This is a genomic window from Enterobacter hormaechei ATCC 49162 (assembly GCF_001875655.1).
GTDB lineage: Bacteria > Pseudomonadota > Gammaproteobacteria > Enterobacterales > Enterobacteriaceae > Enterobacter > Enterobacter hormaechei.
On sequence record NZ_MKEQ01000001.1, the window covers coordinates 2,843,223 to 2,868,208 of the forward strand.

Sequence of the window (24,986 nt, forward strand, 5' to 3'; positions counted from 1 at the left end):
TCCTTACTTAACAGGAATGAACTGTTTCAGGTCCCATATTCCGAGATGAAAATGGTTATCCGTAACGTTGATATCCTCGATAGCGCGCGAGGTTTCTGGCATCAGGTAGAAGTTTTTGCTACACGGCGTGGTGGGTGATTCCGGATTCGGCTTCAGGCAGGTTCCGGTCGCATTGACGCGAAACGAGGTGTTCCCTTTATTGGTTATTTTTCCCGCCACATAGACGAAATCAATCTTCTTATCACGGGGCTGAACCACCAGAATGGTGCTCACCACCGCGCGCGTCATCCCGGTGCCGTTTTTTGGCGAACCGCTGTCCACCTCTTCGCTCACCCCCTCATCCGTGAAGGTAATGCGGTAGTAACGCTCTTTGTTATCGGCGTTACCGTGATAGTAAAATTTGACAATATTGCTGGTACCGGCAGGCATCACCATGCGCGTGGGCGTCAGCAACAGCTCGTCCACTTTCTCCGGATTAATGACGATCCCTTCATCCATCGGGCTGCTGATCCGCTGTGCGCGAACAGAAACAATACGCACGCTGTCTGCTTCGTTTTTTATTTCCTTGGCGGTGGAGTCAGCATCCGCAGGAATAATGGTGGTGACTTTTCCCACATTAATGGCCAGCGCGGAGGAAGAAATAAATAATAAAAATAAGAAGGCGGATTTGAGGTTAAACATGCTATTTCCCTAAACAGGGGCTTGCGCCCCTGGATCGATCAGGCCTTAGCCCCAGGTTGCGCGGAACGCAACAGACACGGTCCCTTCCCACAGGCTGTTGGTCAGGTCTTTGAACTCTTTCGCTGTACCCGCGTTGTCCTGAGCGGAGTCAACGTAGAAGACGAATTTGTCCTGGCCGGTAATTTCGGTATCAGCCACAGCGCCAGCGCTGGTGGTCAGGTTCCACAGGCCAGAAGAGACGCCGGTGTTAGAAGAGGAATCCACCAGCGTGGTCCATGCGGTTGATTTCGCTCCCACGGTGCCACCGATAGAGCCCAGGTCGTTACCGCCCCAACGTGCACCCACTTTCAGCTTGGTCGCTTCACCGCCCACGCTGAACAGCGTGTTGTTGGAATCGTCGAGGATGGCTTCGAGTTTGAAGCTGGTCGCCGTCGAGTGATCGCCACGGATAGCCACATCAAACAGACCGGTATCGGTGTTGAAAGATTTGGTATTGGCGCTGTAAACAAAGTTCAAAGCACGTGTTGGCGTAACAACCAGATCGGATTCGCTGTCTTTGGTTGCGGTTGCCTGCCAGGTGGCAGACGCCGTCGTTTCTGCTGCATTAACTGCGCTCAGGGCAGAAACAGACAGCAGGGAGCCCAGAACGATAGCGTTCAGTTTGTTCATTTATTTAGTCCTTCAAAAAAGAATCCACGTGTATAAAAAGGGGAGCCCCTTTTTCGAGGCGGAGTATAGACAGCCGCAAAATAACGAGGCAATACAGAAAAATTCACTCGACGTTGAGCAACAATAAAAATATAAATAAATTTTCCGTATCTTATTGTTACATATTGAGTAAATCACTCAATTTCTCGAGTAATAGATAAATATCGATTTTTCAATTGAGAGAAATATCAGGACGTCGGGACAGCCACACACATCATTACAGGCAATACCAGCCCCTTAATTAACCACGCATGTTCTTTTACGCTGGTAATATAGAAGAAGTTGATATTATCAAGTAACATTTCGTTTACAACGCCATCCGGCGCCGCATCATCCTCAGATTTATTCAGCTTTTTATCCTTAATATAAAAGATATTGCTGCCGTCGACTTTTTCCACGCTGAGCGTGTAATTTCTGTCAATCAGGTAGCTTTTACCCTCTTTCTTGAGTACGCCTTTATGGATAACCGTCACAATATCTTTGTTGTTAAACAGGAAGAGCGTGGTTAGCGACATATCGGTTGACTCACCCGTGGAATAGGTTTTCCAGGAAATGGTATCTGACTGGCAGCCAAACCCCTCATCCTGCGTTCTGGTAAAATAAACCCATAACAACACAATGACAGACAGCACCAGTACGATACTGAACATTACACTCATTTTAGTCCTTGACATATTTTAACTCCCGGTCAGGCTTCTGTAAGAAATGCAGTTCTTATAATCGTCGATACTGTCCTGCTGATAACAGATAGCCAGGAAATAATTTTCTATCTGCGACTTTTTAAACCTGGAATAGTAAGCATCTGCAACCTGGTGTTGACAGTCGATATGCTGACTGGCAATGACCTCTTTTACGTGATTAAAGTAGTGCTGTCGCGGCTGATACATATTCTTATCGATCAGGTATACCGTACACCGGTCCACTTTACCGAGCAGATGCATATCAGAATCTTTCAGGCTCTCGGCATAGGAGTCCCTTTGGTGCAACAGTAAAACAGCGGTGCCGATAACGGTAATCAGTAATAACGTGCAGAGAGAAATAAAGAGCGTATGCAGCGAGAGTATTCGTTTAGGCGGATCGGCATCTTTCTTATGCGCTACCGTAGCGAATGCTTCAGCGGCAGAGTGTTCGCCAGGCGTTGAAACAACCGGCGGCCTGACCGTGTGATGTTCAATATGCGCGGCAAGGCTAAATCCCTTGCCACGTATCGTTTTTATCAGTAAAGGGTCGCATCCTAATGTACGAAATGCTTTTCTGATTTCACTTACGGCAACATTCAGGCTCACCGAGGAACCGGAAAAACCATGATCCTCCCAGACCTTCTTTATCAGGTCGTCTCTGTCGAGTGTTTTACCATTATTGATGATAAGTTCATAAAGCAGACGGCCCGCCTGGTTAGATAACTTAATGGATGACTCTTCCTCTCCATTAATCATGATCATACCGGTGTCCACTTCATAAAGCATTGTGAGATCAATGAGATACTTCATATTATTATTACGCCATTGTTAAATTTTTGTGCATTTGCCAGGCAATAATAAGTCTAAAGTTTGTGTGGTCAAGTCGCGTGATATTAATTAAGAGATGAATTCATAAAGCTTCATTAATTAACGATTATTAAATCATTAATAAAAAACTTCTAAGTTCCGCATTTAGGTTAAAACATTAAAAAAAACGCCAGCACAAGATTATAATCTTAAATTTTAGAATTTGTTGGAATAATGTTTTGATATGTACTTTTTTAGTGCAACATAATATCGTCAGAGCACTCTCCCGCGTCGCCATGCGTCTAGCCGGTACATCAGGGACATGTGTAGCCGATTAACATTCATTTTAAATAACACAAATCTTTATGGAGTTTATCATGTTCAAATCGATCATGACCGTATCACTGCTGGCCGCCGCTATTGCCTCTACCAGCGCAGTGGCCGCAGACAATTCGGCGGGTGGTATCATTAACTTTACCGGCGCAATTACCGATACAACCTGTACCATTAACGGCGGTAAAAGCGCAGACTTTACCGTTGCGCTTTCCCCTATTTCGGTAAAAGATGCAGGCACCACGGTTGGCCTGATCACTAAGAATAAAAAATCTATTGCGCTGACCTTCTCGGGTTGTACGCCAGCCGCAGGCACGACCGGTACTCCGCTGAAAGTCTATTTCTCCAGCGCGGATAATATCTCCACTGACGGTAAATACCTGGTGAATAACAGCGTGAACGAAAACGATGCCAGCGTGGCGCGTAATGTCGGCTTTGCGTTAGTGGAACCAGGTTCGTCTACGCCGATTACCCTGAATCAGGCTTACACGACAAATATTATGGGTACCGCGACCGCGCCAGATTCCGAAACGCTGACGCTGGATGTTTATTACTATAAAACCAACGCCGCTGCCGCCACGGTGGGCGAGTTAAGCTCTAACGTAACATATACCATTTCCTACCTGTAATAATGATTATTCAGGCTCTGTTTTCGCAGAGCCTGCATTTAAGGTTGCAATCATGCGCAAGGCAATTTTGCTGGCAGGCTTACTGTTAAGCACAGGTCACTCATGGGCCAATATTGTCATTAATGGCACCCGTGTCCTTTATCCTGAAAATAATAAAGAGGTGATCGTCCAGTTAATGAATACGGGTGATGCGCCCGCTCTGGTGCAATCCTGGATAGATGACGGTGATATTAACTCCACGCCGGAAACAGCCAATGTGCCGTTTCTGCTGTCACCGCCGGTGATAAAGGTCGATGAACATAATGGCCAACAGCTTCGTATTAAAAAGCTGCCGTCCAGTTTGCCTGCGGATCGGGAATCCGTCTTTTTCCTGAATGTCCTCGACATTCCGCCAAAGCCTGAAAATCTGCAAAACCAAAATACCGTTCAGCTGGCGATTAAATCCCGTATCAAACTTTTTTATCGGCCCGCAGCGCTGAAAGGCACCCTGGATGACGCGGTGGCGAAACTGACGCTCGCCGCCGACGGCGATCGCTTTCGCATTACAAATAACAGTCCGTTCCATATTACGGTCGCCAATATTTCGCTGGGTAAAACGAAATTACTTCAGGAGTCCCCGATGGTTTCCCCGTTTGGGCAGCTGACGGTCGCCACAAAAAATACGGTTAAGCACGGGCAGACCTTCCAGCTGATGTATGTGGACGATCTTGGCGCGTATAAAACCCGGACTTTCACCAGTCAGTGATCGGAAAGACTCACCATGAAAATGAAACAAAACAGACTCTGTCTGCTGGCAGTCTGCACGCTTCTGCTTTCGCATAAATCAGGGGCCGTCTCGTTTGATCCCTCCCTGCTTGCTGGCGCATCCGGTGAGTCCGATCTGTCTCGCTTTTCCGAAAACAACGTCATGCCTGCCGGCAGTCAGGAGATGGATATCTACGTAAACGGCAGCTGGAAGGGACGTTATACCGTCATCTACGGCGAGCAGCGTGACGACATCCGCCTTGCCTGGAAAGATGCTCAGTCGCTTGGCATTAATACCGCGTCCGTTCCTGCCCCCGCCATTGCGCATGGGCAGGTCCAGCTGCGCGATCTGGTGCAGGGCGGTGAAGTCAAAACCGATACCAGTACCCTGAGTCTGGCGCTTACCGTTCCGCAGGCGGCCGTATTACGTACTGAAGAAGGTTATATTGCCCCCCAGTTCTGGAACGAGGGGATCCCGGCGCTGATGCTCTCCTGGAACACGACCTGGTATAACACCCATTCAAAAGGCACCGCGAAAGATACAAACGATGATTTTTATGCCGGGCTGGATTCCGGCGCCAACCTGTTCGGCTGGCAGTTTCGTGACAGCAGCGCCTGGCGCAAATCGGCCAGCGGGGAGAGCCAGTGGCAGAATAATACCCGCTATCTGCGCCGTCCCCTGGCCTCGCTGAAATCCAACCTGACGCTGGGTGACTTTTATATTCCGGGCGATCTGTTTGATTCCCTGCGCGTGCGCGGCGTGTCGCTGGCGTCGGACATGAAGATGCGCCCGAATTCACAGCAGGGTTTTTCACCGGTGATCCACGGCGTGGCGCGGACGAACGCCCTGGTAAAGGTTATCCAGAATGGCAACGTGATCTACCAGGAGAACGTGCCGCCGGGCCAGTTTACGCTCGACAGCATTCAGCCCACCGGCTCCGCGGGCGATCTGCTGGTGGTGGTGCGTGAGGCGGACGGTTCACAGCAGTCCTTCACGGTGCCGTTTTCCGCCGTGCCCGGCATGTTAAAAGAGGGGGTAAGCCAGTACAGCGTGGTGGCGGGTAAAGTACACCAGAACACGCTCGACGCCGAACCGGCATTCATGCAGGCCACGCTGCGCTACGGATTTAATAACCTCATCACCGGCTATACCGGGACGATTATTAGCGATAACTACCAGGCCGGGCTTGTCGGTACCGGGTGGAACCTTCCCTTTGGCGCGGTCTCGTTTGATGTCACCCACGCCAAAACCACCCTACAGGATCGCACCAGCAGCGGTCAGAGTTATCGCGTGTCGTACAGCAAATTTATCGATACCACCGCCACCAACTTCACGCTGGCGGCCTATCGCTATTCGACTAAAGGCTATTACAGCTTCAGCGACGCGCTCTATTCACGCGAAGGGTATCAGCGCCTGAGAGCGCAGTACGACGACTATGAAGATCGGTTTGGCGTGGCGCCCGATATGTCGCTAAGCACCTGGGATGCTCTGCGCGCGGCGCAGCCCAAAAATACCTTTACGCTTAACCTTAACCAGCGCCTGCTCAATAACTGGGGCACGGTGTTTGTCTCCGGCACACAGCGCGATTACTGGAACTCACAGCAAACCACGCGCGAATATCAGATGGGTTATTCCAACGCCATTGGCCGCGCCAGCTATACCCTGTCGGCCAGTCGGGTACGAAATAAGGACAGTGAAGAAGAGACGCGCCTTTATCTCTCCCTTAGCCTGCCGTTCTCCCTGTTTGATAATAATGCGTGGATCACCTCCAGCCTGACGGCCAGCGATTCGCATTATGAGCAGAGCAATATCAGCATGAGCGGGAATGCGCTGGCGTCGAACCGCCTGAGCTATACCCTCTCCGGCAGTAATGCGCGGGGGGGTAAAAATGCGGCTAGCGTTAACGCGGCGTACCGTTCGAACTTTGCCACACTCGGTGGCTCTTACAGCGAATCTTCCGACTACCGCCAGACCGGGCTAAGCGGACGGGGAAGCCTGGTGGCCTACCCGTGGCACGTTCTCGCCTCAAACGAAACCGGCACAACCATGACCATCGTCGATGCGCCTAAGGCAGAGGGACTGATGGTGAACGGCGATGAAAGCATTATGACGAACCGCGATGGCGTGGCGCTGGTGCCTTACGCCACCCCGTATCGCAAAAACGCGATTACGTTAACTCAAACGGAAAACAGCGCTGGCGCGGAGGTGATCGGCAACATGGCTAACGTGGCTCCTTACGACGGGGCGGTGAGCTATATCCGCTTTGAAACCGACAAACGCCAGTCGTGGGTGCTTCATGCAACCCGTGCCGACGGCAAACCGCTGCCCTTTGGCACCGAAGTGCTTGATGAACACGGTGGATCTGTCGGGTATGTCGGCCAGGCCAGCGTACTGTATATCCGCGCTGAACAGCCGCCGCGCGCGCTTAACGTGCATTTCCGCGGCGGGAAGTGCGAAATCTCCGCCCCGGCCTGGGGGCTGAACAGCCCCTCATCGGTTTGCCATTAATTACGGATTATCAAAATGTTACGATCATTCATTTTCCTGCTCCTCACCAGCATTAGCGGGATGAGCTATGCCACCTGCTCCGGCAGCAGCATCGTTTATGGCACACCGATTACCATTGATTTATCGGATAAGCTTAGCCCCGCCACGCCCACCTGGACCGGCAGCTTCACCACCCAGTACAGCGGCTCGTTCAACTGCACGACGGGTAACAGTGAATTTTCTTACACGCCGATCCTCTCGACCGACAGCAAATACGCGACCATTCTCGGGTTCAGCAATAACAAGTATATGGTGCGGGCGGAGATCACCAATCCCCCGGCCAATAAAACCCTGTCTGCCAGCGGTAGCCATACGGCGTCTGAACTGAACACACCGTTTACGGTTCGCTTCACCCTCGTTAACCAGAGCGGCACCACCCTGACGGGGGATACGGCGAACATGAGTGACGTTCTGTTCGTCAGCGACATGAGCGGATTGTCGATTTTGGAAATCATCCTCTGGCCAATTAATCAGGTCATCAAAATCGCCCAGTGGTTATTCAGCGGGTTCAAGTGGCCTTACGACAACCGCGATATGTTTGGACAGCCGATGATCATCAAATACGCGCCAAAACTGACCACCTGTTCCTTTGATAACGCGGGGCTGACCGTGGCGCTGCCGACGCTCGGCATTCCCCAGCTCAGTGCATCCTCACAGCCGGGGCTGACGCCTTTTTCACTGAACATGAGCTGTCAGAACGTCGGGGTTAACGGCAATTCCGATCGGGCAATTGAGATGTTCCTGTCCAGTACGCAACTGCTCTCAACCGACAGCTCGGTGCTGATCGACAGCAGCAGTAGCGCGGCGCAGGGCGTGGGGCTACGGCTGATAAAACGTGACGCCCCGCAAACGCCAGTGACCTTCTCAACCTCGACCACCAACCGTGGCAACGCCACGATGATTTTCAGCGTGGCGGCTGGCGCGGCGCTGGACGAACATTTCACCCTTCCGATGGCGGCGTACTATTACGTGTGGGCACCCGACCAGGTTAGCCAGGGTAAGATCAATACATCGGCTACGCTGAATATTATCTACCCCTGATGCGAACTATTCCTCCATCTTTCCAACCGTTTGCACATACTTAATCAGTTCGCTGTGGTTGGAAAGATTCAGCTTTTTCATCGCATTGTGCTTCTGCGTCGCAATGGTACTGACCGAACGGTTTCGATGACGGGCAATCTCCGTCGTTGAAAATCCTTCCACGATAAGATGAAGCACCTCCCACTCTCGGGCCGAGAGGATGGACCGCGCCCGGGAGCCGGATCGCATGACCCGCCTGAGCCACGACGAGACCGACGGTTTTTGCCCGTCTGCCATGAGCAGCGCGGGTAATTCCTTTTTCAGTTCAGTTAATTCATCCTGCTGGCTGATGGTTAATTCAAATTTCATCTCCAGAACTTTTTTTAACAGCCCGTAAGGCAGCTCGGGCACCAACAGAACACGCCTGACGTGATGGGTTTTACATAAAGAGGTGAAACGGCTGCTGACCTCCGCACTCCACTCTTTATGATTAAGCAGATAATTAAATTCAGTGAAGAAAACATCCACATTATTATCCGCCACCGCCGCCAGCGCCTGTTCAGTAGAATCGACCTGAGTAATGTTCAGTACGTAATCGGGTAAAAGATCCTGGAGCGCCCGGAATATTATCTCTTTAAATATATTTATTTTGTAAAACACCATTACCCTTACGATACGTTCAGTATTATTCATGTCTTTTCTAAATTCTCGTGACCGGAGGAAAAGGATAATAGTTTATGTACTCACCACTCACAACCTCTTCACGCCAGGATTTTATCCTTCTCAGGCCTAAAAATCTGAACAAGGACATTAAATTTATAGAAAAAATTCTATTTTATTCTGCACGCCGTCTCCCCCCGCAGATAAAGGGATGTAGATAATCCTGCCACGATCACATCTTTTCTCACAGAAGCAGCAATAATCTACTGATAAAACAATGGATTAACGCCATTAACCCACTACCTGATGCTTATTATCCACTCATTTACAGAATAAAAAGCTGTCATAAATATTATTCGAAGATTAAAACAATTACATATACCATTAAAACCATTTTTCAATTTTATCTTTCTCTAACAATTGGCATCAGCTTTACTCGACGGTTTGTATTGGCTTACATTGATGCCATCGCATCGCGTTATTTAAATAAGTGCTCGCTATTCTTTTAATAAGAGAGTGCGATCCGCCATTTTCTCTTATATGGACTGTTTACTCAGCGAAAGGAGAATGCCAATGCAAAATAAAAAAACAATTCACGTTGCCGTTATTGACAGCTGCGAATTCACCATGATTGGCCTGCAATCGCTTGGAAAGCGTGAGCCTGATGAAAAGCACGACGTCATTTTCCATGGATTTACCCATATCGAAGAGCTTGCTATGAGTGAACAGCCCTTTGATATTATCATTTATGATCCGTTGAATACGCGTCATTTCCGGGTGACGACGAATGACGATATTCTCTGTATTAAACAGAAGCAAGCGACGGCGAAGATCTATATCTATTCGTTATCCGCTGGCTATTTGAAATTCAAACATGTTGATGGGGTAATCAGCAAAAGAGTCTCCCTGGGAGATATCAAAGCGCTGTGGCAAATACTGATGAGCCAGACGCCGCAAGAATCTGGCCGTTACAACGTGGGCATGACTACCCGCTTACGCACCCCGGCGAGGCTGTCCAGCGAGGAGGCCAGCGTATTGCGCGGCTATTCCTGTAACCTCAAAACCAAGCAAATCGCCCGCCAGCTGGGGTGTAACGTCAGGCTGGTTTATTTCTATAAGAACAACGCCATGAACAAGCTTAAAGCCGTGCGTGGTCCTTCGTTTTATCAGAGTATTCGCTGGATCCTGAATTAAGAATTTGACCGTGTGTCGTTTGCCTTTTGTTCCCGTGTCCGCGGGAACCTTTTTTCTTTTCCTGAAGGCTGTTCCATGTATACCGTTCTTCCCTCTCCCCTGTTGCAACGTATCTCCGGGCTGCGATTCCAGCCGCTTGTCGATCTTCATTCGGGCCAGGTGTTCGCGCATGAAGTTCTCGTGGAAATCCATAACGTCAATCTTGAGGTGTTGTTTGCCTCGCTGCCCTCGCGCAGCGCGCTGCAAATCTTCTTCTGGCAGGCCAACACCCTGTTACAGATCCCCGGCCGGGACGCTTACTGGCTTAACCTCCCGGCGGAACACCTTCTCGACGAACGCGCTATTCGGTTGTTGCTGGCGTTACGCCATCAGCAACGGTTAACGATTGAAATTCAGGATCCCCTCACCATCACACGGCTGAGTGAAGCTGAGCAATGTCGTCTTCATGCCACGCTTGTTCGGTTAAAAGAGGCGGGATGGCAAATCTGGCTGGACGATTTAACCCGGGAACTGGCTGAGACGTTCACGCGGCTTGCGCTGCCGCTGGACGGGGTGAAAATTGACCGTTCAGCGCTGCGCGAGCGCGCGCCGCTTGCCCCGTTTGTGCGGGAGATCAGGGCGGGCATCGCTCAATCAATCCTCACAGAAGGCATTGAGAACTCGCGGGATCTGGCCCGCGCCCGCGCGTCCGGCGCACAATCTGGTCAGGGTTTTCTGTGGCCCGAAAGCCGAACCGATGCCCGCGTAACGCTTTGACGGCCAGCGGATCGCTGGCCTTTTTACCGTGGCTTACCAGCCCGGCACCGCGCCGCCGTTAAAAATGGTCTCTGCCGCTTCCGCCACTTCCGGCGACTGATAGGACTGGATAAATTCCTTCACGTTTTCCGCATCTTTATTGTCTTCACGCGTGACCACAATATTCACGTAGGGCGAGTTTTTGTCTTCGATAAAGACGCTGTCATGCACCGGAGACAGCCCCGTTTGCTGGAGATAGGTGGTGCTGATGATGGCTACATCCACCTTCGGATCGTCCAGCACGCGCGGCAGCTGCGCCCCTTCCAGCTCCATAATCTGTACGTTTTTCGGATTCGCGGTAATATCCAGCACCGTTGGCAGCAGGCCAACGCCTGGTTTCAGGGTAATCAGCTGCTCTTTTTGCAGCAGCAACAGCGCGCGGCCCAGGTTAGTGGGGTCGTTTGGAATCGCAATGGTTGCGCCGTCCTTCAGCTCTGACACTGCTTTGATCTTTCGGGAGTACCCCGCCATCGGGAAGACGAAGGTATTGGCCACGGCGACCAGCTTGTAATTGTGCGCCTTGTTGTCCTGGGCGAGGAACGGGCGATGCTGGAAGACGTTGGCGTCCAGTTCACCCTGGTTAGTGGCATCGTTGGGTAGCAGCGAGCCGCTAAAGCCCACCAGTTCAACATCCAGACCGTACTTCTCCTTTGCCACCTTTTTGGCGACTTCCGCCACGTCCTGCTCTGCGCCATTAATCACGCCGACTTTAATGTGTCTGGCATCATTGCCGCTCTGGTCACAGCCCGCGAGCAGCAGGCCAGTCAGGAGAAGCGCACCCAGTTGAAGTTTCACGAGACAGTTCCTTTTGATAGACGTTTTGAAGACTATATCGACAACGAGACGGCAGGCTAAAAAACGAAAAGGAATCAGTAAGACGGTTAAGTTATATGAAAAGCGCAGAACAGCCAAACAAATTGCCAGCATGAATAAATAACAAAACACACAAAAAGCCAATGAATAAAAAGCAAATATAATAATTTAGCGAAAAAATACAATGTCGCTTATGAATTCGATACACAAATAGATCAATGAACATCCTGATCAAAAATAGCAATACTAGATAGCAAATTGATATAACTCAATCTTTTTGCGCCCATTTAAATTAATCTACGCATCGAACACCTCATTTGAAAATTCATTATGAAACAGTTAAATTGGCTTAAGGAAGTTGAAATGAAAGATCAAGGCATCAATGATTTTATTTCTATATGTGATGTAGTGAAAAAGCGAGGAAGAAAAGGAGGGCGGCAACCATACAGTAACAAATTAAGTATATCACAAACATGCCGTCGCATTAATGATCAACAGGTACGCTTTATGAATATAAATATCCCTGAGGATATAATGTCAAAAGCTCGACTCAAAAAAGGAGATCGTATAGATATTGCATTTACAGCAAATGGGATGAAATGGAGGTTAAAGGTAGTGCCTAATGGAGAGCAAGGTTACAGCATAACGACTCCTTCAACAAATTCAAAACGTGGACAAATCAGATTAACTTGGTGCGAAGGTATACCAATCATAGGTGGAGATGAAGCAATTCGTAAGGCGCGAGCAATTGCAGTTGAGGAAACAATGAGAGTATCTCCTGCGGAGTTAATCTTCGAGCTTGGAGAGATATCAGTCGAAGCCAAGCGCGAATCTTAATATTAAGTAAAAGTTGTTTATTTTTTTGAAGGCGACCTGTTCATGTAGAAAGGTCGCTTCTTATTGATTTATTGAGTCCAGTCCTCAACCGTAAGATCCTGTACCATCCCGAACGCATGATCGTTCGTGACAATCGTCGTGCCCCGGCTGATAGCATGTGCTGCAATCAACTGATCGAGATCCCCCATCACTTTCCCTTTCTTTTCCATTGCCGCACGCAGTTCACCGTAGGTGGCTGCGGCTTCGCTATCCCAGGCGCAGATAGTGATGGTTTTAAGAAATTCCATTATGGTTTCGTGCAGCTTGTTGTTTTGCTTTTTGGCTACGCCGTAAAGCAATTCCGCTTCCGTTACGCTTGAAATACACATCTTTTCAGGCGTAATTTGCGAATATCGGTTTACTACTTCAGGATGCTGCCTCACCAGATGGCTTACGATGTTAGTGTCCAGCATATGCAGCATCTTCTACAGCCCTTCCAGAGGATTTCTTGTCGTATAGCTCTGATTGCGCTCCTCTTTACTTAGAAAGGTATCAGGCACATGCGTTTGTCTTAGCATGCGCAAAAAGTTATCTCTGTGTCGTTCTTTCTCGGACCTTGCCGTCAAAACCACATTCCCCTCGTCATCCCGGCGGATATAAACACTCTCCGTTTCAAATGCAAATTCCGCAGGCAAGACCACGGCCTGGTTTCGTCCTTTTTTAAATAGTTTCGCTGTGCGTTCCATGGCAACCTCTGTCGGTTTATTGACCAGCCCACAGCATGCGCTAACGCCCGGGAAAGCGACAAGCGAGACAGTTAAAATTCAGAAAGCGACTCGCAATAAATAGCAGAACCGCTAACCTCACGCCTGTCGACGCAGTGGCGCTTCGCGCAAAAACCACGACAGCACAAACGCCAGCACCATAATCCCCGCCGCCAGCATGAACACCGCATGGATCGCCGAGCCGAACGCATCCAGGTAGTCCAGACGCAGAGCATCAGGCAGATGGTGAATGGCAACGGGATTCAGTTCGCGCGGCAGTTGCGCCCCTTCCGGTAGTCTGTCGATCAGGCCTGATTGCAGAATATGGGTGAACACCGCGCCAAACAGCGCAACGCCAATCGCCCCGCCAATGGAACGGAACAGCGTTACCCCAGACGTCGCGACACCGTATTGATCGGCAGACACGCTGTTCTGGACGGCCAGTACCAGCACCTGCATTACCAGACCCAGCCCCATGCCAAGCACGCCGGTAAACAGGTACAGCTGCCAGGTTGGGGAGGTAATTGAAATGCGCGTCAGTAAAACCATCCCCACCACGCCGAGCAGCGTGCCGAGGATCGGGAACAGGCGATATTTCCCGGTGCGGCTGATGATGCGCCCGCTGATGATAGAGGTGAGCAACAGCCCGCCCATCAGGGGGATCAGCTGCAAACCGGCCTGGGTCGGCGTGGCGTCTTTTACCACCTGCAAATAGAGTGGCAGGAAAGTGACAGATCCAAACAGCGACATGCCGATAATAAAACCAATCAGGCTACAGAGCAGGAAGCTGCGGTCGCGGAAGAGCGACAGCGGAATAATCGGCTCCCACGCCAGCCGCTCTTCGTAGATAAACCCGGCGATCCCCGTCAGGCCGAAGGCCAGAATGCACCACAGCTGCGGGTCGCTCCATTGGCGGATCGTCCCCCCCTCGGTGGTAAACAGAATGATGCACAGCAGCGCCATGCTGAGGTAAATCGCCCCCAGGTAGTCAATTTCATGCTTGCTGCGCCGCGCGCTGCCGTGGAATACCGCGCCAATCACCAGCAGCGCAAACAGCCCCAGCGGCAGGTTGATGTAGAAAATCCAGCGCCAGGAGGCGTGCTGAACGATAAACCCGCCGATCAGCGGCCCTATCACCGTCGCCAGGCCAAACACGCCGCCAAACAACCCCTGATAGCGACCCCGATCGGCAGGCGGGATCACGTCCGCCACGGCCGCCATGCTGATCACCATCAGACCGCCGCCCCCCAGCCCTTGCAGGGCGCGCATCAGCACCAGCTGAGTCATGTTCTGCGCCAGGCCACACAGCGCGGACCCCACAAGAAACAGCACAATCGCGATTTGCAGAACGATTTTTCGGCCAAACAGATCCCCGAATTTGCCGTAGAGCGGCACCACGATGGTCGAACTCAGGATATAGGCCGTGACCACCCACGAGAGCTTATCCAGCCCGCCCAGCTCACCCACGATAGTCGGCAGCGCGGTGGAAACAATGGTCTGATCCAGCGCCGAGAGCAGCATCACCAGCAGGAGTGCGCTGAACAGCAGCTTAATCGACGGCGCGTTTTTCGCAGGTTGAGTCATTACGTCGGACTCCATGAGACATCACTTGAAATTAATTAATCGTATAATTAATATTTGTGGAAGTGATGAATAAGATCAAGAGATACGGTGACCATGCCAGCACAAAAGGACAATTCTGAACCCCGCCGCCCCGGTCGGCCACGCGGCGGCAAGCGCGTTACCGCCAGCCGTGAACAGCTGCTGGACATCGCCCTGAACCTCTTTTCCCGGCAGGGGATCGCCAATACGTCGTTGAACGCCATCGCCCGCGAAGCAGGCGTGACGCCCGCCATGCTGCACTACTACTTCAACTCCAGAGAACAGTTACTGGATGCGATGATTGAGGAGCGCTTCCTGCCGTTACGCGAGCGGATCGGGGCGATTTTCGCCGACAACCGGGATTCGCCGGTGGATGCCCTGACGGAAATGGTCAGGGTGCTGGCCGAACTGGCGGAAAAGTATCGCTGGTTTGCCCCGCTGTGGATGCAGGAGGTGATTGGCGAGATGCCGGTACTGCGCACCCATTTGCAGGCACGCTTTGGCGATGAGAAATATCACACCACGCTGGCAACCATCAAAAGCTGGCAGCAGGAGGGAAAGCTGAATCCGGCGCTGGCCCCCGAACTGCTGTTCACTACGCTGCTGAGCCTGGTGCTGGTGCCGTTCTCCCGCATGCGCAATGACGAGAGGCTTAGCGCCCTCTCGCCGGAGATCGTGGTGCGCCACGTGTTAGCCGTAATTGGCACCGGGATCGGCGGTTAAAGATTTTTGGTCAGATAGTGTCTCTGCATTCCCTGATAAGGGTAATCCTGCAAGGACATCTGCACCTGATAGCCCTGTTTTTCATAGAACGGACGCGCCTGGAAGCTGACCGTATCCACCAGCGCGTGACGACAGCCTTTGCGACGGGCCTCCTCTTCAGCCGTTTTGATAAGCTGGCTTCCCACGCCCGTTCCCCGCACGCTGTCGCTGACCCACAGATAGTCGATGTTCAGCCAGTCGCCTTTCCGTACGCCGATTAACCCGCCCAGCATGACGCCATTGTCGTCTCGCATATATACGCCAATATCGCCGCCAAACGTCGCCAAATCTAAAAACTGCGCGTTATAGGCTCTTAGCCCCGTTAATAATTCTTCTTTTTCCTGGAGGGTGACGTTCTCCGTCGTGATCAGATGCATAGCGTTCTCCTTGTTTTTGTGCAGTTTAACTATCGCACAGCTGCATGGCAGGGAAAATTCATACTTTTGACCGGGGCCACGTCGCTGAAAATAACCCTACATTTCAGGGAAAGCCTGTGACTTTATCGGAGGTTTCGATGAAATCTGCACACCTGGTTTGCCTGCTCGTTTGTCTGATTTTCGCTGCGTTTGTTCACGCGCAGGAGAAGAGCGCTCCGGAGAAAGAGGCCCAGATAAAACAGCAGGTCCTGAAAGATGTGAAGAAAACCTGTACCCCGCAGAAAAAGCAGAGCGATAAGGCCTGGCAGGCGATGATTTTGTCGTCTGAGGCGAACCAGCTGCTGATCAAAAACGCCATCACCGCCGTGAAGCGTGACAACCTGGACGCCTACTGGGATGCGGTAAGTCAGGTGGATTGTATGGAGGATTACTAGGGTTGAGCGCCGGGTGGCGCTGCGCCTTACCCGGCCTGGAAAACATTTTAACGCTTCCGCACATCCGGAATAATCAAATCCCCGCGCAGCACGTAAGACCCCAGCATCTGCGTTTTCTCCGTCAGCCAGGTGACGATGCGCGCCGCCATGGCGTCCATAGAATATTCAATGGCCGGGATCACCGGAATACCCGGCAGATGCAGCGAACCGCCGAGGCTGAAGACCATGATGTCTTCCGGTACCGATTTATTAAACGCCTGAAGCTGCGGGATCACCCGCTGGGCTTCCTGCTCGTCCGCCACCAGCAGCGCGTTGAAGTTCAGCGTGGTCGCGTTGTTGAGTAATTCCTGAAGCGCAACGGACGATGAAGTCGCGTCCATAAACACGAGGTTGCGATTAAAGGGCAGGAAGTTTTTCTCCAGCGCATGTTTGTAACCCAGCAGCACCTGATCGGCAAAGCCGCTGCCGTGCGGGTGGATGAGCGCTATCTGGCGACGTCCCTGGCTGGTGAGGTAGTTACAGGCCGTTTCAGCCGCGAAGGCGTGGTCGAACTGAATGCTGTTGGCGTTATCGGCTTCCATACAGTCGACCAGAATGACGTTGTCCATGTCCACGTCCAGCGGGAAACGCGCGCCAATCACCAGAATGTCATCACATAAGCCACAGGAGAGTTCTTCAAGGGCATTCATCACTTCTGTTTTCGTGTGTGCGAAACGCAGCAGCAGATGTTTTTGATGCTGGCTGAGGTGTTTTTCCAGCGCATACAGGTAACCAGTGGTCTGGTTGATGTTCTCCTGCGCGCAAATCACCCCAATGCAGCCCGTCGACTGGCTGAGCAGCGACTGGGCAATCACGTTGGGACGATAGTTCAACTCATCCACCGCTTTCAGAACAGCCTGACGGCTGGCTTCTTTAACGCCACGCGACCCGCTCAACACCCGTGATACCGTGGCTTTGGACACCCCGGCCAGACGTGATACATCGTTGATTGTAGACATCTCTCTCCCCTGTCAGACGCAACTGGCGTCTGTAATTTCCATCACCGCTACGGCTCACATTATAGCCAGAACGGAGTATATCCGTTTCCGTTTTCCATGGAAACCGATTTTCCGTTTCCACTCAATTTGATGTCAAAACAGCCAAATTATGTGACCCACATCCAGTTAATTAGCCTCATAAGCAAGGGATATTGATGGTTGTCACACTTCTGTCTTTTATCAATGGAAACCGGTTTCCGTATCATGTCCAATCATCCTCGCAATAACTTTTTACATTTTGAGGATGGTTGTCGATGTTCAAGATTATGCTGTGCTGCTCTGCCGGGATGTCCACCAGCCTGCTGGTCAGCAAAATGGTCGATGTTGCAAAAGAACGGGGCTTGCCCGTGAAGATTGATGCGTATGGCGTATCCGAATTTGATACCCAGTTTCCGCACTATCAGGTGGTGCTTCTCGGACCGCAAGTGAAATACATGTTAAAGACACTCTCAGAAAAGGCAGCGACGCAAGGCATTCCGGTACAGCCCATCGACATGATGGACTACGGCATGCAGCGTGGCGATAAAGTACTGGACTATGCTCTGTCGCTCATCGAAGCGGCACACTAAAAGGTGTTCACATGAGTTCGTTATATCAATCCATGGTCGCGGTGATTGAGCAGTCAATTACCCCGCTGGCCGCTAAGCTGGGTCAGCAAAAGTATGTGATTGCCATCCGCGACGGCTTTACCGCCGCGCTGCCGTTTATGATCATCGGCTCGTTTATGCTGGTGTTTATCTTCCCGCCGTTCTCGGCGGATACCACCAACAGCTTCGCCCGCGGCTGGCTGGATTTCTCCGAGACCTACCGCGAACAGCTGATGCTGCCGTTTAACCTCAGCATGGGCGTGATGACCTTCTTCATCTCGGTAGGAATCGGGGCGAGCCTGGGACGTCAGTTTAACCTCGACCCGGTGATGTCCGGCCTGCTGGCCTTTATGGCCTTCCTGCTGGTCGCCGCGCCGTATGCCGATGGCAAAATCTCGACCCAGTATCTCTCTGGTCAGGGCATCTTCACTGCGCTGATCACCGCCATCTACTCCACCCGCGTCTATGCGTGGCTAAAGCAGAATAACGTCACCATCCGCCTGCCGAAGGAAGTGCCGACCGGCGTGGCGCGTTCGTTTGAGATCCTGATCCCGGTGATGGTGGTGATCGGTACGCTGCACCCGCTGAACCTGTTCATTGAAGCGCAAACCGGGATGATTATCCCGCAGGCGATCATGCACCTGCTGGAGCCGCTGGTGTCCGCGTCTGACTCCCTGCCCGCGATCCTGCTCTCCGTGCTGCTGTGCCAGATCTTCTGGTTTGCCGGTATCCACGGGTCGCTGATTGTCACCGGCATCATGAACCCGTTCTGGATGGCGAACCTCTCCGCAAACCAGGCGGCGCTGGCGGCGGGCGCGGCGTTGCCGCACGTTTATCTGCAAGGCTTCTGGGATCACTACCTGCTGATTGGCGGTGTCGGCTCGACCCTGCCGCTGGCGTTCCTGCTGCTGCGCAGCCGCGCCACGCACCTGCGCACCATCGGCAAAATGGGCATTGTGCCGAGCTTCTTTAACATCAACGAACCGATTCTGTTCGGCGCGCCGATCATCATGAACCCGATGCTGTTTATCCCGTTCGTGTTTGTTCCGCTGGTCAACGCCTGCCTGGCGTACGGCGCAACGAAGCTCGGCTGGCTGGCTCAGGTGGTGTCATTAACCCCGTGGACCACCCCGGCGCCGATTGGTGCCTCGTGGGCGGCGAACTGGGCGCTCAGTCCGGTGATCATGTGCCTGGTCTGTATGGTGATGTCCGCGCTGATGTACCTGCCGTTCCTGCGCGCCTATGAGCGCACGTTAATGAAAAACGAAGAGCAGAAAGCCCAGGCAACCGTCGGTAACGCTGAAGCCGCAAGCAATTAAGTCAAAGAGGAATGGTCATGAAATACGCATTTCCCGATAACTTCTGGTGGGGCAGCGCAAGCTCCGCTCTCCAGACCGAAGGGACACGAGAGGGTGAAACCACATGGGATTACTGGTTTGCCCGCGAGCCGAACCGTTTTCACAACGGCGTGGGGCCGCAGCACACCTCCACGTTTTATCAGCACTGGAAAACGGACATTCAGCTGTTAAAGCAGCTGAACCACAACAGCTTTCGTACCTCAATTAGCTGGGCGCGCCTGATCCCCGACGGTATCGGTGAAGTGAACCCGGACGCGGTCGATTTTTATAATCAGATCATTGATGAGCTGAATGAACAGGGCATCACGCCGTTTATCACTCTGTTCCATTTCGACATGCCGATGGCGATGCAGGAGATTGGCGGCTGGGAAAACCGTGACGTGGTGGAGGCGTACGCCCGCTATGCGCAGATCTGCTTCGAGCTGTTTGGCGATCGTGTGCTGCACTGGTTTACCTTCAACGAGCCGATTGTCCCGGTGGAAGGCGGTTATCTGTACGACTTCCACTACCCGAACGTGGTGGATTTTCGTCGGGCGGCCACCGTGGCGTATCACACCGTGCTGGCCCATGCGAAGGCGGTTCAGGCCTACCGCGCCGGGCATTATGCGGGGGAGATCGGCATCGTGCTGAACCTGACGCCGTCCTACCCGCGTTCGCAGAACCCGGCGGACGTGAAGGCGGCGCACATTGCGGATCTGATGTTTAACCGCAGCTTCCTCGACCCGGTCCTGCGCGGCGAATACCCGGCGGACCTGGTGGCGCTGCTGAAATCCTACGATCAGCTGCCCGCCTGTAAACCGGAAGATGGTTTCCTGATCGCGGAAGGGAAAATCGACCTCCTCGGCGTGAACTACTATCAGCCGCGTCGCGTGAAGTGTCGCGACAGCGCGGTGAACCCGCAGGCGCCGTTTATGCCGGAGTTGTTCTTTGATAACTACGAGATGCCGGGCCGCAAGATGAACCCGTACCGCGGCTGGGAAATCTACGCGCCGGGTATTTACGATATTCTGGTTAACCTGCGCGACAATTACGGCAATCCACGCTGCTTTATTTCTGAAAACGGCATGGGCGTCGAAAATGAACAGCGCTTTATTGAAAATGGCCAGATAAACGATCAATACCGCATCGAGTTTATTTCCGAACATTTAGCCTGGCTGCATAAGGGTATTAGCGAAGGGTGTAATTGTCTTGGCTACCATATGTGGACGTTTATTGATAACTGGTCGTGGTGTAATGCCTATAAAAACCGCTACGGTTTTATTCAGCTCGATATAGAGACGCAGCAGCGCACCATTAAGAAAAGCGGAGAGTGGTTTGCCGCCACCGCCTTAAATAACAGCTTTGATAAAGAGTAAAGATGATGATCGCATTAGAAGAAGCCGTAATGGAAATTATCGTCAACGCCGGACAGTCCCGCAGCCTGTGCTTTGAAGCCCTGCACGCGGCGCGCCAGGGCAACCTTGACGAGGCCAAAAGCCTGCTGCGCGAAGCCGATGGCTACGCGCGCCAGGCGCACAAGATGCAAACCAAACTGATCGAGCAGGATGCGGGCGAAGGCCGCCAGCCGATGACGTTAATCATGGTGCACGCGCAGGATCATTTAATGAATTCCTTATTAGCGCGTGAGTTATCCGAAGAAATTATTCATTTATATCAGAGATAGTCTATGGCGAAATAATTACGGTAATACCTCTGCACCCTAAATAAAGATCCACTTGTTCTGATGATAGCGACATACTCTGTCAGATCGGAGCGGGATGGTTATTGTCTGAATAAAATTAAACTATATTGAGATAACCATGAATACGATTAAAAAACTTCCATTAACCATGGCGGTTATCGCCGCGCTTTGCCCAATTTCCGTGCTCGCACAAGAGTTCACCCAGGAGCAAATCGACGCCATTGTGGCGAAAGCGGTAGATAAAGCCCTCGCCGAACGTCAGGCGAAAATGGATGCGGCGGTGGCGAAAAAAGCGGACGTAGTGACCGAACCGCAAAGCGCAGCGCAATCCCCGGATATGGCGATCCCGTTCGGGGTGAAATTTACCGGCTACGCCCGCTACGGCGCCCACTTCCAGGCCGCCGATCAGAAATACGTGGCTGTCGATGGCTCCTACAACGGCGCGTCCGCCATTGGTCGTCTGGGTAACGAAGGCAACGGCGGGGAATTCCAGCTCTCCAAGGCCTTCAGGGGTGACAACGGCGCCATCTGGGACATCAACGTCATGATCGACCACTGGGGCGACGAAGTTAACCTGAAAAAAGCCTACGCGGGGGTGACCAACATTATGGCCTCCAACCCGAACGCTTACTTCTGGGCCGGTCGTGACTTCCACCAGCGTCCGCAGCAGGGCATCAACGATTACTTCTGGATGAACCACGACGGCCAGGGCGCCGGGGTGAAGAACTTCGACATCGGCGGCGTGCAGTTTGACGTGGCCGCCGTGGCGGCGGTGGAATCCTGTAGCCCGGAAGTGATGGAAGACGAAGCCAACCCGTCGCGCATCACCTGTACCGGCGGTTCCGGCACGGGCGATAAAGGCAACTACGCTGCCACCTCAAAAATCCACGGCATGAAGCTCGGCCCGATCGACATGGAGTTGTATGCCAACTACGGCTTTGATTCCAAAGCGGTGGAGAGCGACGAGCGTCTGAACGCGTGGCAGGGCGGCGTGGTGCTGAGCCACACCAACGACAGCGGCGTGAACAAGGTAATTGCTCGCTACTCCGATAACGCGGACAACAGCGTGTTCAACAAAACCGAGGATCTGACCACGGTCTACGCCAGCTTTGAAGGGCTGTATAAATTCACCCAGGCGACGCAGGTGGAGTACATTCTCGCCTTCCATGACTACGACAACAGCCGCGATAAGACCGACAACCGCAAGAACTACAACGCCATCGTGCGTCCGATGCACTGGTGGAATGACGTTCACTCCACCTGGCTGGAAGCGGGCTGGCAGCACGTGGATTACGACAACGGCGGCGACAACAAGGGCTGGAAGCTGACCCTGTCGCAGAACATGTCCATCGCCATGGGACCGGAGTTCCGTCCGATGCTGCGCTTCTACGTGACCGGCGGCAAGGTGGATAACGAACGCACCGCGCGCGTGAACAACACCAAAGACGAAACGCTTGACGACTTCAATGTCGGCGCGATGTGGGAGGCATGGTTCTAGTACGACGCCGTTTGTTTCGCCCGGCGGCGCTGCGCTTGCACGGGCCTACAAAAGCTTGTAGGCCGGGTAAGCGCAGCGCCACCCGGCAAGATCCCATGTTATGCTACAAAAAAACCAACATAGCAGGGGAGAACATGGGTTCCACACGCAAAGGGATGCTCAACGTCCTGATCGCCGCCGTTTTATGGGGCAGTTCCGGGGTTTGCGCGCAGTACATCATGGAGAAAAGCCACATTTCTTCGCCTTACCTGACCATGGTTCGTCTGCTGTTTACCGGCGTGATCCTGCTGACGCTCTCCTTTGTTCACGGCGACAAGATTTTCTCGGTCATCAAAAACCGCAAAGACGCCATCAGCCTGCTGTTTTTCTCACTGGCTGGCGCGCTCACCGTGCAGCTCACCTTCCTGCTGACGATTGAAAAATCCAACGCCGCTACGGCTACCGTGCTCCAGTTTCTGTCGCCGACCATCATCGTGGCGTGGTTCGCCCTGGCGCGGAAAACGCGTCCCGGCATATTTGTCTTATCCGCGATTTTCACGTCGTTGATCGGTACCTTCCTGCTGGTTACTCACGGCGACCCGACGTCGCTCTCCATCTCGCCTGCCGCGCTGTTCTTCGGTATCGCCTCGGCGTTTGCCGCCGCGTTTTACACCACCTATCCGTCGACGCTGATCGCCCGCTACGGCACGCTGCCCATTGTCGGCTGGAGTATGTTGATTGCGGGATTAATGCTGACGCCGTTCTACGCCGGACGCGGCACCACCTTCGTGATCGACGGCGGCCTGCTGCTGGCGTTTTTCTACCTGGTGGTGATTGGCACCGCGCTGACGTTCAGCCTGTATCTGAAAGGCGCACAGATGATCGGCGGGCCGAAGGCGAGCATTCTGAGCTGCGCCGAGCCGCTGAGCAGCGCGCTGCTGTCGGTGGTGTTACTTGGGGTGGCATTCACCCTGCCGGACTGGCTGGGGACGCTGCTGATTGTGTCGTCGGTGGTGCTGATTTCGATGGATTCACGCAGAAGGGTTAAGGCATCGGCGTAGCGAATGTCTCCCCTCACCCTAACCCTCTCCCCACAGGGGAGAGGGGACTGCTCGGTGCGGTCTTTTCACCCTCGCCCCTTTGGGGAGAGGGCCGGGGTGAGGGGTGAGAAAATTTACTACTTCGCCTTCACCTTCCCCGCCACCAGCAGCGCGGTGAGTAGCATCAGCGTACCGGAAATCACCAGCGGTGACGTCAGCCCCAGGTGGTCGAGCGCCACGCCGCCCACCGCCGCGCCGCAGGTGTTCGCCAGCTGGATCACCGCCACCTGAATCGACCCGGCTTTTTCCGCCTGATCAGCAAGCGAGCGGGTGATCCACGTCGACCAGCCCACCGGCACCAGCGCAAAGGCAAAGCCCCAGATAATCGCGATGGCAGACGCGACCCACTTATCGCTGCCCCACAGCACCAGCACCGCGGCGCTCAACGCCAGCACCAGCGGCGCACCCGCCAGCGCGACCTTCAGGGAGCGTTTCAGGAACTGGGACGACAGCGAGGTGCCGACAAAACTGGCAATACCGAAGCTCAGCAGCACCAGCGTCAGGCCATCCACGTCAAAGCCCGCCATGGTCATGTACACCGGGCGGATATAGGTGAAGAAGGCAAACTGTCCAGCGAAGGACATGAAGATCGCGGTCATTCCCGCCAGCACGCCCGGGCGCTTCAGCAGCGCGAACATGTTCTGTTTGTGGTGCGCCGCTTCCCCCGGCAGGGACGGCAGCGCCTTCCACACCCAGATAATGCACAGCACGCCCATCACCGCCGCCGCGTTAAAGACGTTGCGCCAGCCGATAATCCCGCCGAGGAAGCTGCCGAGCGGCGCGGCGATCACCAGCGCGATGGAGACCGCGCCGAAGATAACGGACAGCGCTTTTGGCACCGTGCGCGCGGGCACCAGGCGCATGGTCAGCGAGGCGGACATCGCCCAGAAGCCGCCTAAGCCCAGCCCCAGACAGGCACGGCCGAGCAGCAGCAGGGTGAAGCTTTCCGCGAAAGAGACCAGCAGGCAGGAGAGCGTCAGCAGCACGCTGAACAGGATAACCACTTTGCGGCGGTCGATGGTGCCGATCGCCTGAGTGATAAACAGGCTGGCGAACATCGCCACGAAGGCGGTGACGGTAACGGACTGCCCCGCCACGCCTTCGGAAATGCCCAGATCCTGCGCCATCGGCGTCAGGAGGCTCACCGGCAGAAACTCAACGGTAATCAGGCAGGCGACGCAGAACGCCACGGCGAAAACCGCCGACCAGTTGGGGCGAGAAACCTCGTTGGTCTGCGGTCTGGTCGTGGGCTGGATATGTTCTGTCATGGCGTCACCTGAAGATAAAAACGTGCGGAAAAGTCGCGCAGTTTATCATCAAAAGTGTGACGGATTTAACGATTTGACAACTTTTGTCGTTTTTAATGATTCGGAAGGCAG

At 53.2% G+C, this 24,986-nt stretch carries 27 protein-coding genes; 15 read left to right on the forward strand and 12 right to left on the reverse strand.

The features are described 5' to 3' along the window. Positions 1–3 precede the first annotated feature (3 nt). From BH712_RS14160 to BH712_RS14175, 4 genes are all read right to left on the reverse strand, one after another. Positions 4–681, reverse strand: coding sequence for an EcpB family pilus assembly chaperone (locus tag BH712_RS14160; protein ID WP_006812471.1), 678 nt, complete (start codon positions 679–681; stop codon positions 4–6). 45 nt (positions 682–726) lie between these two features. Continuing rightward, on the reverse strand, positions 727–1,350 hold the full coding sequence (locus BH712_RS14165; RefSeq protein WP_006812472.1) for a common pilus major fimbrillin subunit EcpA: 624 nt from the start codon (positions 1,348–1,350) through the stop codon (positions 727–729). 227 nt (positions 1,351–1,577) lie between these two features. Beyond that, on the reverse strand, positions 1,578–2,063 hold the full coding sequence (locus tag BH712_RS14170; RefSeq protein WP_234450150.1) for a hypothetical protein: 486 nt from the start codon (positions 2,061–2,063) through the stop codon (positions 1,578–1,580). Between the two features lie 3 nt (positions 2,064–2,066). Next, positions 2,067–2,879, reverse strand: a complete 813-nt coding sequence (locus BH712_RS14175) for a winged helix-turn-helix domain-containing protein (protein WP_006812474.1) — start codon at positions 2,877–2,879, stop codon at positions 2,067–2,069. 374 nt (positions 2,880–3,253) lie between these two features. Between BH712_RS14175 and BH712_RS14180 the strand changes: the two genes are divergently transcribed. From BH712_RS14180 to BH712_RS14195, 4 genes are read left to right on the forward strand one after another with little or no spacing between them, the layout of a single operon-like run. After that, positions 3,254–3,838, forward strand: coding sequence for a fimbrial protein (locus BH712_RS14180; protein ID WP_032674173.1), 585 nt, complete (start codon positions 3,254–3,256; stop codon positions 3,836–3,838). Between the two features lie 52 nt (positions 3,839–3,890). After that, a complete protein-coding gene (locus BH712_RS14185) occupies positions 3,891–4,583 on the forward strand; it encodes a fimbrial biogenesis chaperone (protein ID WP_006812476.1) in 693 nt (230 codons plus the stop codon). 15 nt (positions 4,584–4,598) lie between these two features. Then, entirely contained in the window at positions 4,599–7,091 is a 2,493-nt protein-coding gene (locus tag BH712_RS14190) for a fimbria/pilus outer membrane usher protein (protein WP_006812477.1), read from the forward strand. A gap of 15 nt (positions 7,092–7,106) precedes the next feature. After that, positions 7,107–8,171, forward strand: coding sequence for a fimbrial protein (locus BH712_RS14195; RefSeq protein WP_006812478.1), 1,065 nt, complete (start codon positions 7,107–7,109; stop codon positions 8,169–8,171). 6 nt (positions 8,172–8,177) lie between these two features. Here BH712_RS14195 and BH712_RS14200 read toward each other — a convergent pair whose 3' ends face one another. Then, positions 8,178–8,813, reverse strand: a complete 636-nt coding sequence (locus tag BH712_RS14200) for a LuxR C-terminal-related transcriptional regulator (protein WP_032674174.1) — start codon at positions 8,811–8,813, stop codon at positions 8,178–8,180. 570 nt (positions 8,814–9,383) lie between these two features. Between BH712_RS14200 and BH712_RS14205 the strand changes: the two genes are divergently transcribed. Continuing rightward, positions 9,384–10,004 (forward strand): LuxR C-terminal-related transcriptional regulator, encoded by a 621-nt coding sequence (locus BH712_RS14205; protein WP_006812480.1) that lies wholly within the window; start codon positions 9,384–9,386, stop codon positions 10,002–10,004. Between the two features lie 75 nt (positions 10,005–10,079). Beyond that, the gene (locus BH712_RS14210; protein ID WP_000288876.1) at positions 10,080–10,760 is read left to right on the forward strand and encodes an EAL domain-containing protein; all 681 of its coding nucleotides are present in this window, start codon (positions 10,080–10,082) and stop codon (positions 10,758–10,760) included. A gap of 33 nt (positions 10,761–10,793) precedes the next feature. Here the strand turns inward: BH712_RS14210 and nlpA are convergent, their stop codons facing one another. Further along, positions 10,794–11,594 carry a lipoprotein NlpA gene (gene nlpA, locus BH712_RS14215; protein ID WP_032674175.1) on the reverse strand — a complete coding sequence of 267 codons (801 nt, stop codon included), beginning with the start codon at positions 11,592–11,594 and terminating at the stop codon, positions 10,794–10,796. A gap of 381 nt (positions 11,595–11,975) precedes the next feature. Between nlpA and BH712_RS14220 the strand changes: the two genes are divergently transcribed. Further along, on the forward strand, positions 11,976–12,449 hold the full coding sequence (locus BH712_RS14220) for a hypothetical protein (RefSeq protein ID WP_032674176.1): 474 nt from the start codon (positions 11,976–11,978) through the stop codon (positions 12,447–12,449). Between the two features lie 68 nt (positions 12,450–12,517). On the opposite strand, the gene BH712_RS14225 is transcribed toward BH712_RS14220, so the two are convergent. The 3 genes from BH712_RS14225 to BH712_RS14235 all read right to left on the reverse strand — a co-directional run bounded on the left by BH712_RS14225 (position 12,518) and on the right by BH712_RS14235 (position 14,791). Next, entirely contained in the window at positions 12,518–12,910 is a 393-nt protein-coding gene (locus tag BH712_RS14225) for a type II toxin-antitoxin system VapC family toxin (protein ID WP_006812483.1), read from the reverse strand. A gap of 3 nt (positions 12,911–12,913) precedes the next feature. Then, complete coding sequence (locus BH712_RS14230; protein ID WP_006812484.1) at positions 12,914–13,174, reverse strand: antitoxin; 261 nt, start codon at positions 13,172–13,174, stop codon at positions 12,914–12,916. Positions 13,175–13,291: 117 nt separating this feature from the next. Then, positions 13,292–14,791 (reverse strand): MDR family MFS transporter, encoded by a 1,500-nt coding sequence (locus BH712_RS14235; RefSeq protein WP_006812485.1) that lies wholly within the window; start codon positions 14,789–14,791, stop codon positions 13,292–13,294. Positions 14,792–14,869: 78 nt separating this feature from the next. Between BH712_RS14235 and BH712_RS14240 the strand changes: the two genes are divergently transcribed. Beyond that, positions 14,870–15,517: a TetR/AcrR family transcriptional regulator gene (locus tag BH712_RS14240; protein WP_006812486.1), complete on the forward strand. Its 648-nt coding sequence runs from the start codon at positions 14,870–14,872 to the stop codon at positions 15,515–15,517. On the opposite strand, the gene BH712_RS14245 is transcribed toward BH712_RS14240, so the two are convergent. Then, positions 15,514–15,933, reverse strand: a complete 420-nt coding sequence (locus BH712_RS14245; protein ID WP_006812487.1) for a GNAT family N-acetyltransferase — start codon at positions 15,931–15,933, stop codon at positions 15,514–15,516. The two genes, BH712_RS14240 and BH712_RS14245, sit on opposite strands and share 4 nt — an antisense overlap. 137 nt (positions 15,934–16,070) lie before the next feature. Between BH712_RS14245 and BH712_RS14250 the strand changes: the two genes are divergently transcribed. Continuing rightward, on the forward strand, positions 16,071–16,367 hold the full coding sequence (locus BH712_RS14250; RefSeq protein ID WP_003861030.1) for a YicS family protein: 297 nt from the start codon (positions 16,071–16,073) through the stop codon (positions 16,365–16,367). A 47-nt stretch (positions 16,368–16,414) separates the two neighbouring features. Here BH712_RS14250 and BH712_RS14255 read toward each other — a convergent pair whose 3' ends face one another. Beyond that, positions 16,415–17,365, reverse strand: a complete 951-nt coding sequence (locus BH712_RS14255) for a LacI family DNA-binding transcriptional regulator (RefSeq protein WP_006812489.1) — start codon at positions 17,363–17,365, stop codon at positions 16,415–16,417. A 293-nt stretch (positions 17,366–17,658) separates the two neighbouring features. On the opposite strand from BH712_RS14255, the gene BH712_RS14260 reads away from it, so the two are divergent. From BH712_RS14260 to BH712_RS14285, 6 genes are all read left to right on the forward strand, one after another. Then, positions 17,659–17,973, forward strand: coding sequence for a PTS sugar transporter subunit IIB (locus BH712_RS14260; protein WP_006812490.1), 315 nt, complete (start codon positions 17,659–17,661; stop codon positions 17,971–17,973). Positions 17,974–17,984: 11 nt separating this feature from the next. Further along, positions 17,985–19,310 (forward strand): PTS cellobiose transporter subunit IIC, encoded by a 1,326-nt coding sequence (locus BH712_RS14265; RefSeq protein ID WP_006812491.1) that lies wholly within the window; start codon positions 17,985–17,987, stop codon positions 19,308–19,310. Positions 19,311–19,327: 17 nt separating this feature from the next. Beyond that, entirely contained in the window at positions 19,328–20,704 is a 1,377-nt protein-coding gene (locus BH712_RS14270; RefSeq protein ID WP_032674177.1) for a glycoside hydrolase family 1 protein, read from the forward strand. A 5-nt stretch (positions 20,705–20,709) separates the two neighbouring features. After that, the gene (locus tag BH712_RS14275; protein WP_074166029.1) at positions 20,710–21,012 is read left to right on the forward strand and encodes a PTS lactose/cellobiose transporter subunit IIA; all 303 of its coding nucleotides are present in this window, start codon (positions 20,710–20,712) and stop codon (positions 21,010–21,012) included. Between the two features lie 136 nt (positions 21,013–21,148). After that, positions 21,149–22,528 (forward strand): carbohydrate porin, encoded by a 1,380-nt coding sequence (locus tag BH712_RS14280; protein ID WP_006812494.1) that lies wholly within the window; start codon positions 21,149–21,151, stop codon positions 22,526–22,528. 134 nt (positions 22,529–22,662) lie between these two features. Next, positions 22,663–23,568 carry an EamA family transporter gene (locus BH712_RS14285; protein WP_032674178.1) on the forward strand — a complete coding sequence of 302 codons (906 nt, stop codon included), beginning with the start codon at positions 22,663–22,665 and terminating at the stop codon, positions 23,566–23,568. A 116-nt stretch (positions 23,569–23,684) separates the two neighbouring features. On the opposite strand, the gene nepI is transcribed toward BH712_RS14285, so the two are convergent. Further along, positions 23,685–24,875, reverse strand: coding sequence for a purine ribonucleoside efflux pump NepI (gene nepI / locus BH712_RS14290; RefSeq protein ID WP_006808816.1), 1,191 nt, complete (start codon positions 24,873–24,875; stop codon positions 23,685–23,687). Positions 24,876–24,986 lie beyond the last annotated feature (111 nt).

Bases quoted from the DNA above. Each gene is read 5' to 3' on its own strand.
- BH712_RS14160 (WP_006812471.1), bottom strand. From the start codon at position 681: ATGTTTAACCTCAAATCCGCCTTCTTATTTTTATTATTTATTTCTTCC.
- BH712_RS14165 (WP_006812472.1), bottom strand. From the start codon at position 1,350: ATGAACAAACTGAACGCTATCGTTCTGGGCTCCCTGCTGTCTGTTTCT.
- BH712_RS14170 (WP_234450150.1), bottom strand. From the start codon at position 2,063: ATGTCAAGGACTAAAATGAGTGTAATGTTCAGTATCGTACTGGTGCTG.
- BH712_RS14175 (WP_006812474.1), bottom strand. From the start codon at position 2,879: ATGAAGTATCTCATTGATCTCACAATGCTTTATGAAGTGGACACCGGT.
- BH712_RS14180 (WP_032674173.1), top strand. From the start codon at position 3,254: ATGTTCAAATCGATCATGACCGTATCACTGCTGGCCGCCGCTATTGCC.
- BH712_RS14185 (WP_006812476.1), top strand. From the start codon at position 3,891: ATGCGCAAGGCAATTTTGCTGGCAGGCTTACTGTTAAGCACAGGTCAC.
- BH712_RS14190 (WP_006812477.1), top strand. From the start codon at position 4,599: ATGAAAATGAAACAAAACAGACTCTGTCTGCTGGCAGTCTGCACGCTT.
- BH712_RS14195 (WP_006812478.1), top strand. From the start codon at position 7,107: ATGTTACGATCATTCATTTTCCTGCTCCTCACCAGCATTAGCGGGATG.
- BH712_RS14200 (WP_032674174.1), bottom strand. From the start codon at position 8,813: ATGGTGTTTTACAAAATAAATATATTTAAAGAGATAATATTCCGGGCG.
- BH712_RS14205 (WP_006812480.1), top strand. From the start codon at position 9,384: ATGCAAAATAAAAAAACAATTCACGTTGCCGTTATTGACAGCTGCGAA.
- BH712_RS14210 (WP_000288876.1), top strand. From the start codon at position 10,080: ATGTATACCGTTCTTCCCTCTCCCCTGTTGCAACGTATCTCCGGGCTG.
- BH712_RS14220 (WP_032674176.1), top strand. From the start codon at position 11,976: ATGAAAGATCAAGGCATCAATGATTTTATTTCTATATGTGATGTAGTG.
- BH712_RS14225 (WP_006812483.1), bottom strand. From the start codon at position 12,910: ATGCTGCATATGCTGGACACTAACATCGTAAGCCATCTGGTGAGGCAG.
- BH712_RS14230 (WP_006812484.1), bottom strand. From the start codon at position 13,174: ATGGAACGCACAGCGAAACTATTTAAAAAAGGACGAAACCAGGCCGTG.
- BH712_RS14235 (WP_006812485.1), bottom strand. From the start codon at position 14,791: ATGGAGTCCGACGTAATGACTCAACCTGCGAAAAACGCGCCGTCGATT.
- BH712_RS14240 (WP_006812486.1), top strand. From the start codon at position 14,870: ATGCCAGCACAAAAGGACAATTCTGAACCCCGCCGCCCCGGTCGGCCA.
- BH712_RS14245 (WP_006812487.1), bottom strand. From the start codon at position 15,933: ATGCATCTGATCACGACGGAGAACGTCACCCTCCAGGAAAAAGAAGAA.
- BH712_RS14250 (WP_003861030.1), top strand. From the start codon at position 16,071: ATGAAATCTGCACACCTGGTTTGCCTGCTCGTTTGTCTGATTTTCGCT.
- BH712_RS14255 (WP_006812489.1), bottom strand. From the start codon at position 17,365: ATGTCTACAATCAACGATGTATCACGTCTGGCCGGGGTGTCCAAAGCC.
- BH712_RS14260 (WP_006812490.1), top strand. From the start codon at position 17,659: ATGTTCAAGATTATGCTGTGCTGCTCTGCCGGGATGTCCACCAGCCTG.
- BH712_RS14265 (WP_006812491.1), top strand. From the start codon at position 17,985: ATGAGTTCGTTATATCAATCCATGGTCGCGGTGATTGAGCAGTCAATT.
- BH712_RS14270 (WP_032674177.1), top strand. From the start codon at position 19,328: ATGAAATACGCATTTCCCGATAACTTCTGGTGGGGCAGCGCAAGCTCC.
- BH712_RS14275 (WP_074166029.1), top strand. From the start codon at position 20,710: ATGATCGCATTAGAAGAAGCCGTAATGGAAATTATCGTCAACGCCGGA.
- BH712_RS14280 (WP_006812494.1), top strand. From the start codon at position 21,149: ATGAATACGATTAAAAAACTTCCATTAACCATGGCGGTTATCGCCGCG.
- BH712_RS14285 (WP_032674178.1), top strand. From the start codon at position 22,663: ATGGGTTCCACACGCAAAGGGATGCTCAACGTCCTGATCGCCGCCGTT.
- nepI (WP_006808816.1), bottom strand. From the start codon at position 24,875: ATGACAGAACATATCCAGCCCACGACCAGACCGCAGACCAACGAGGTT.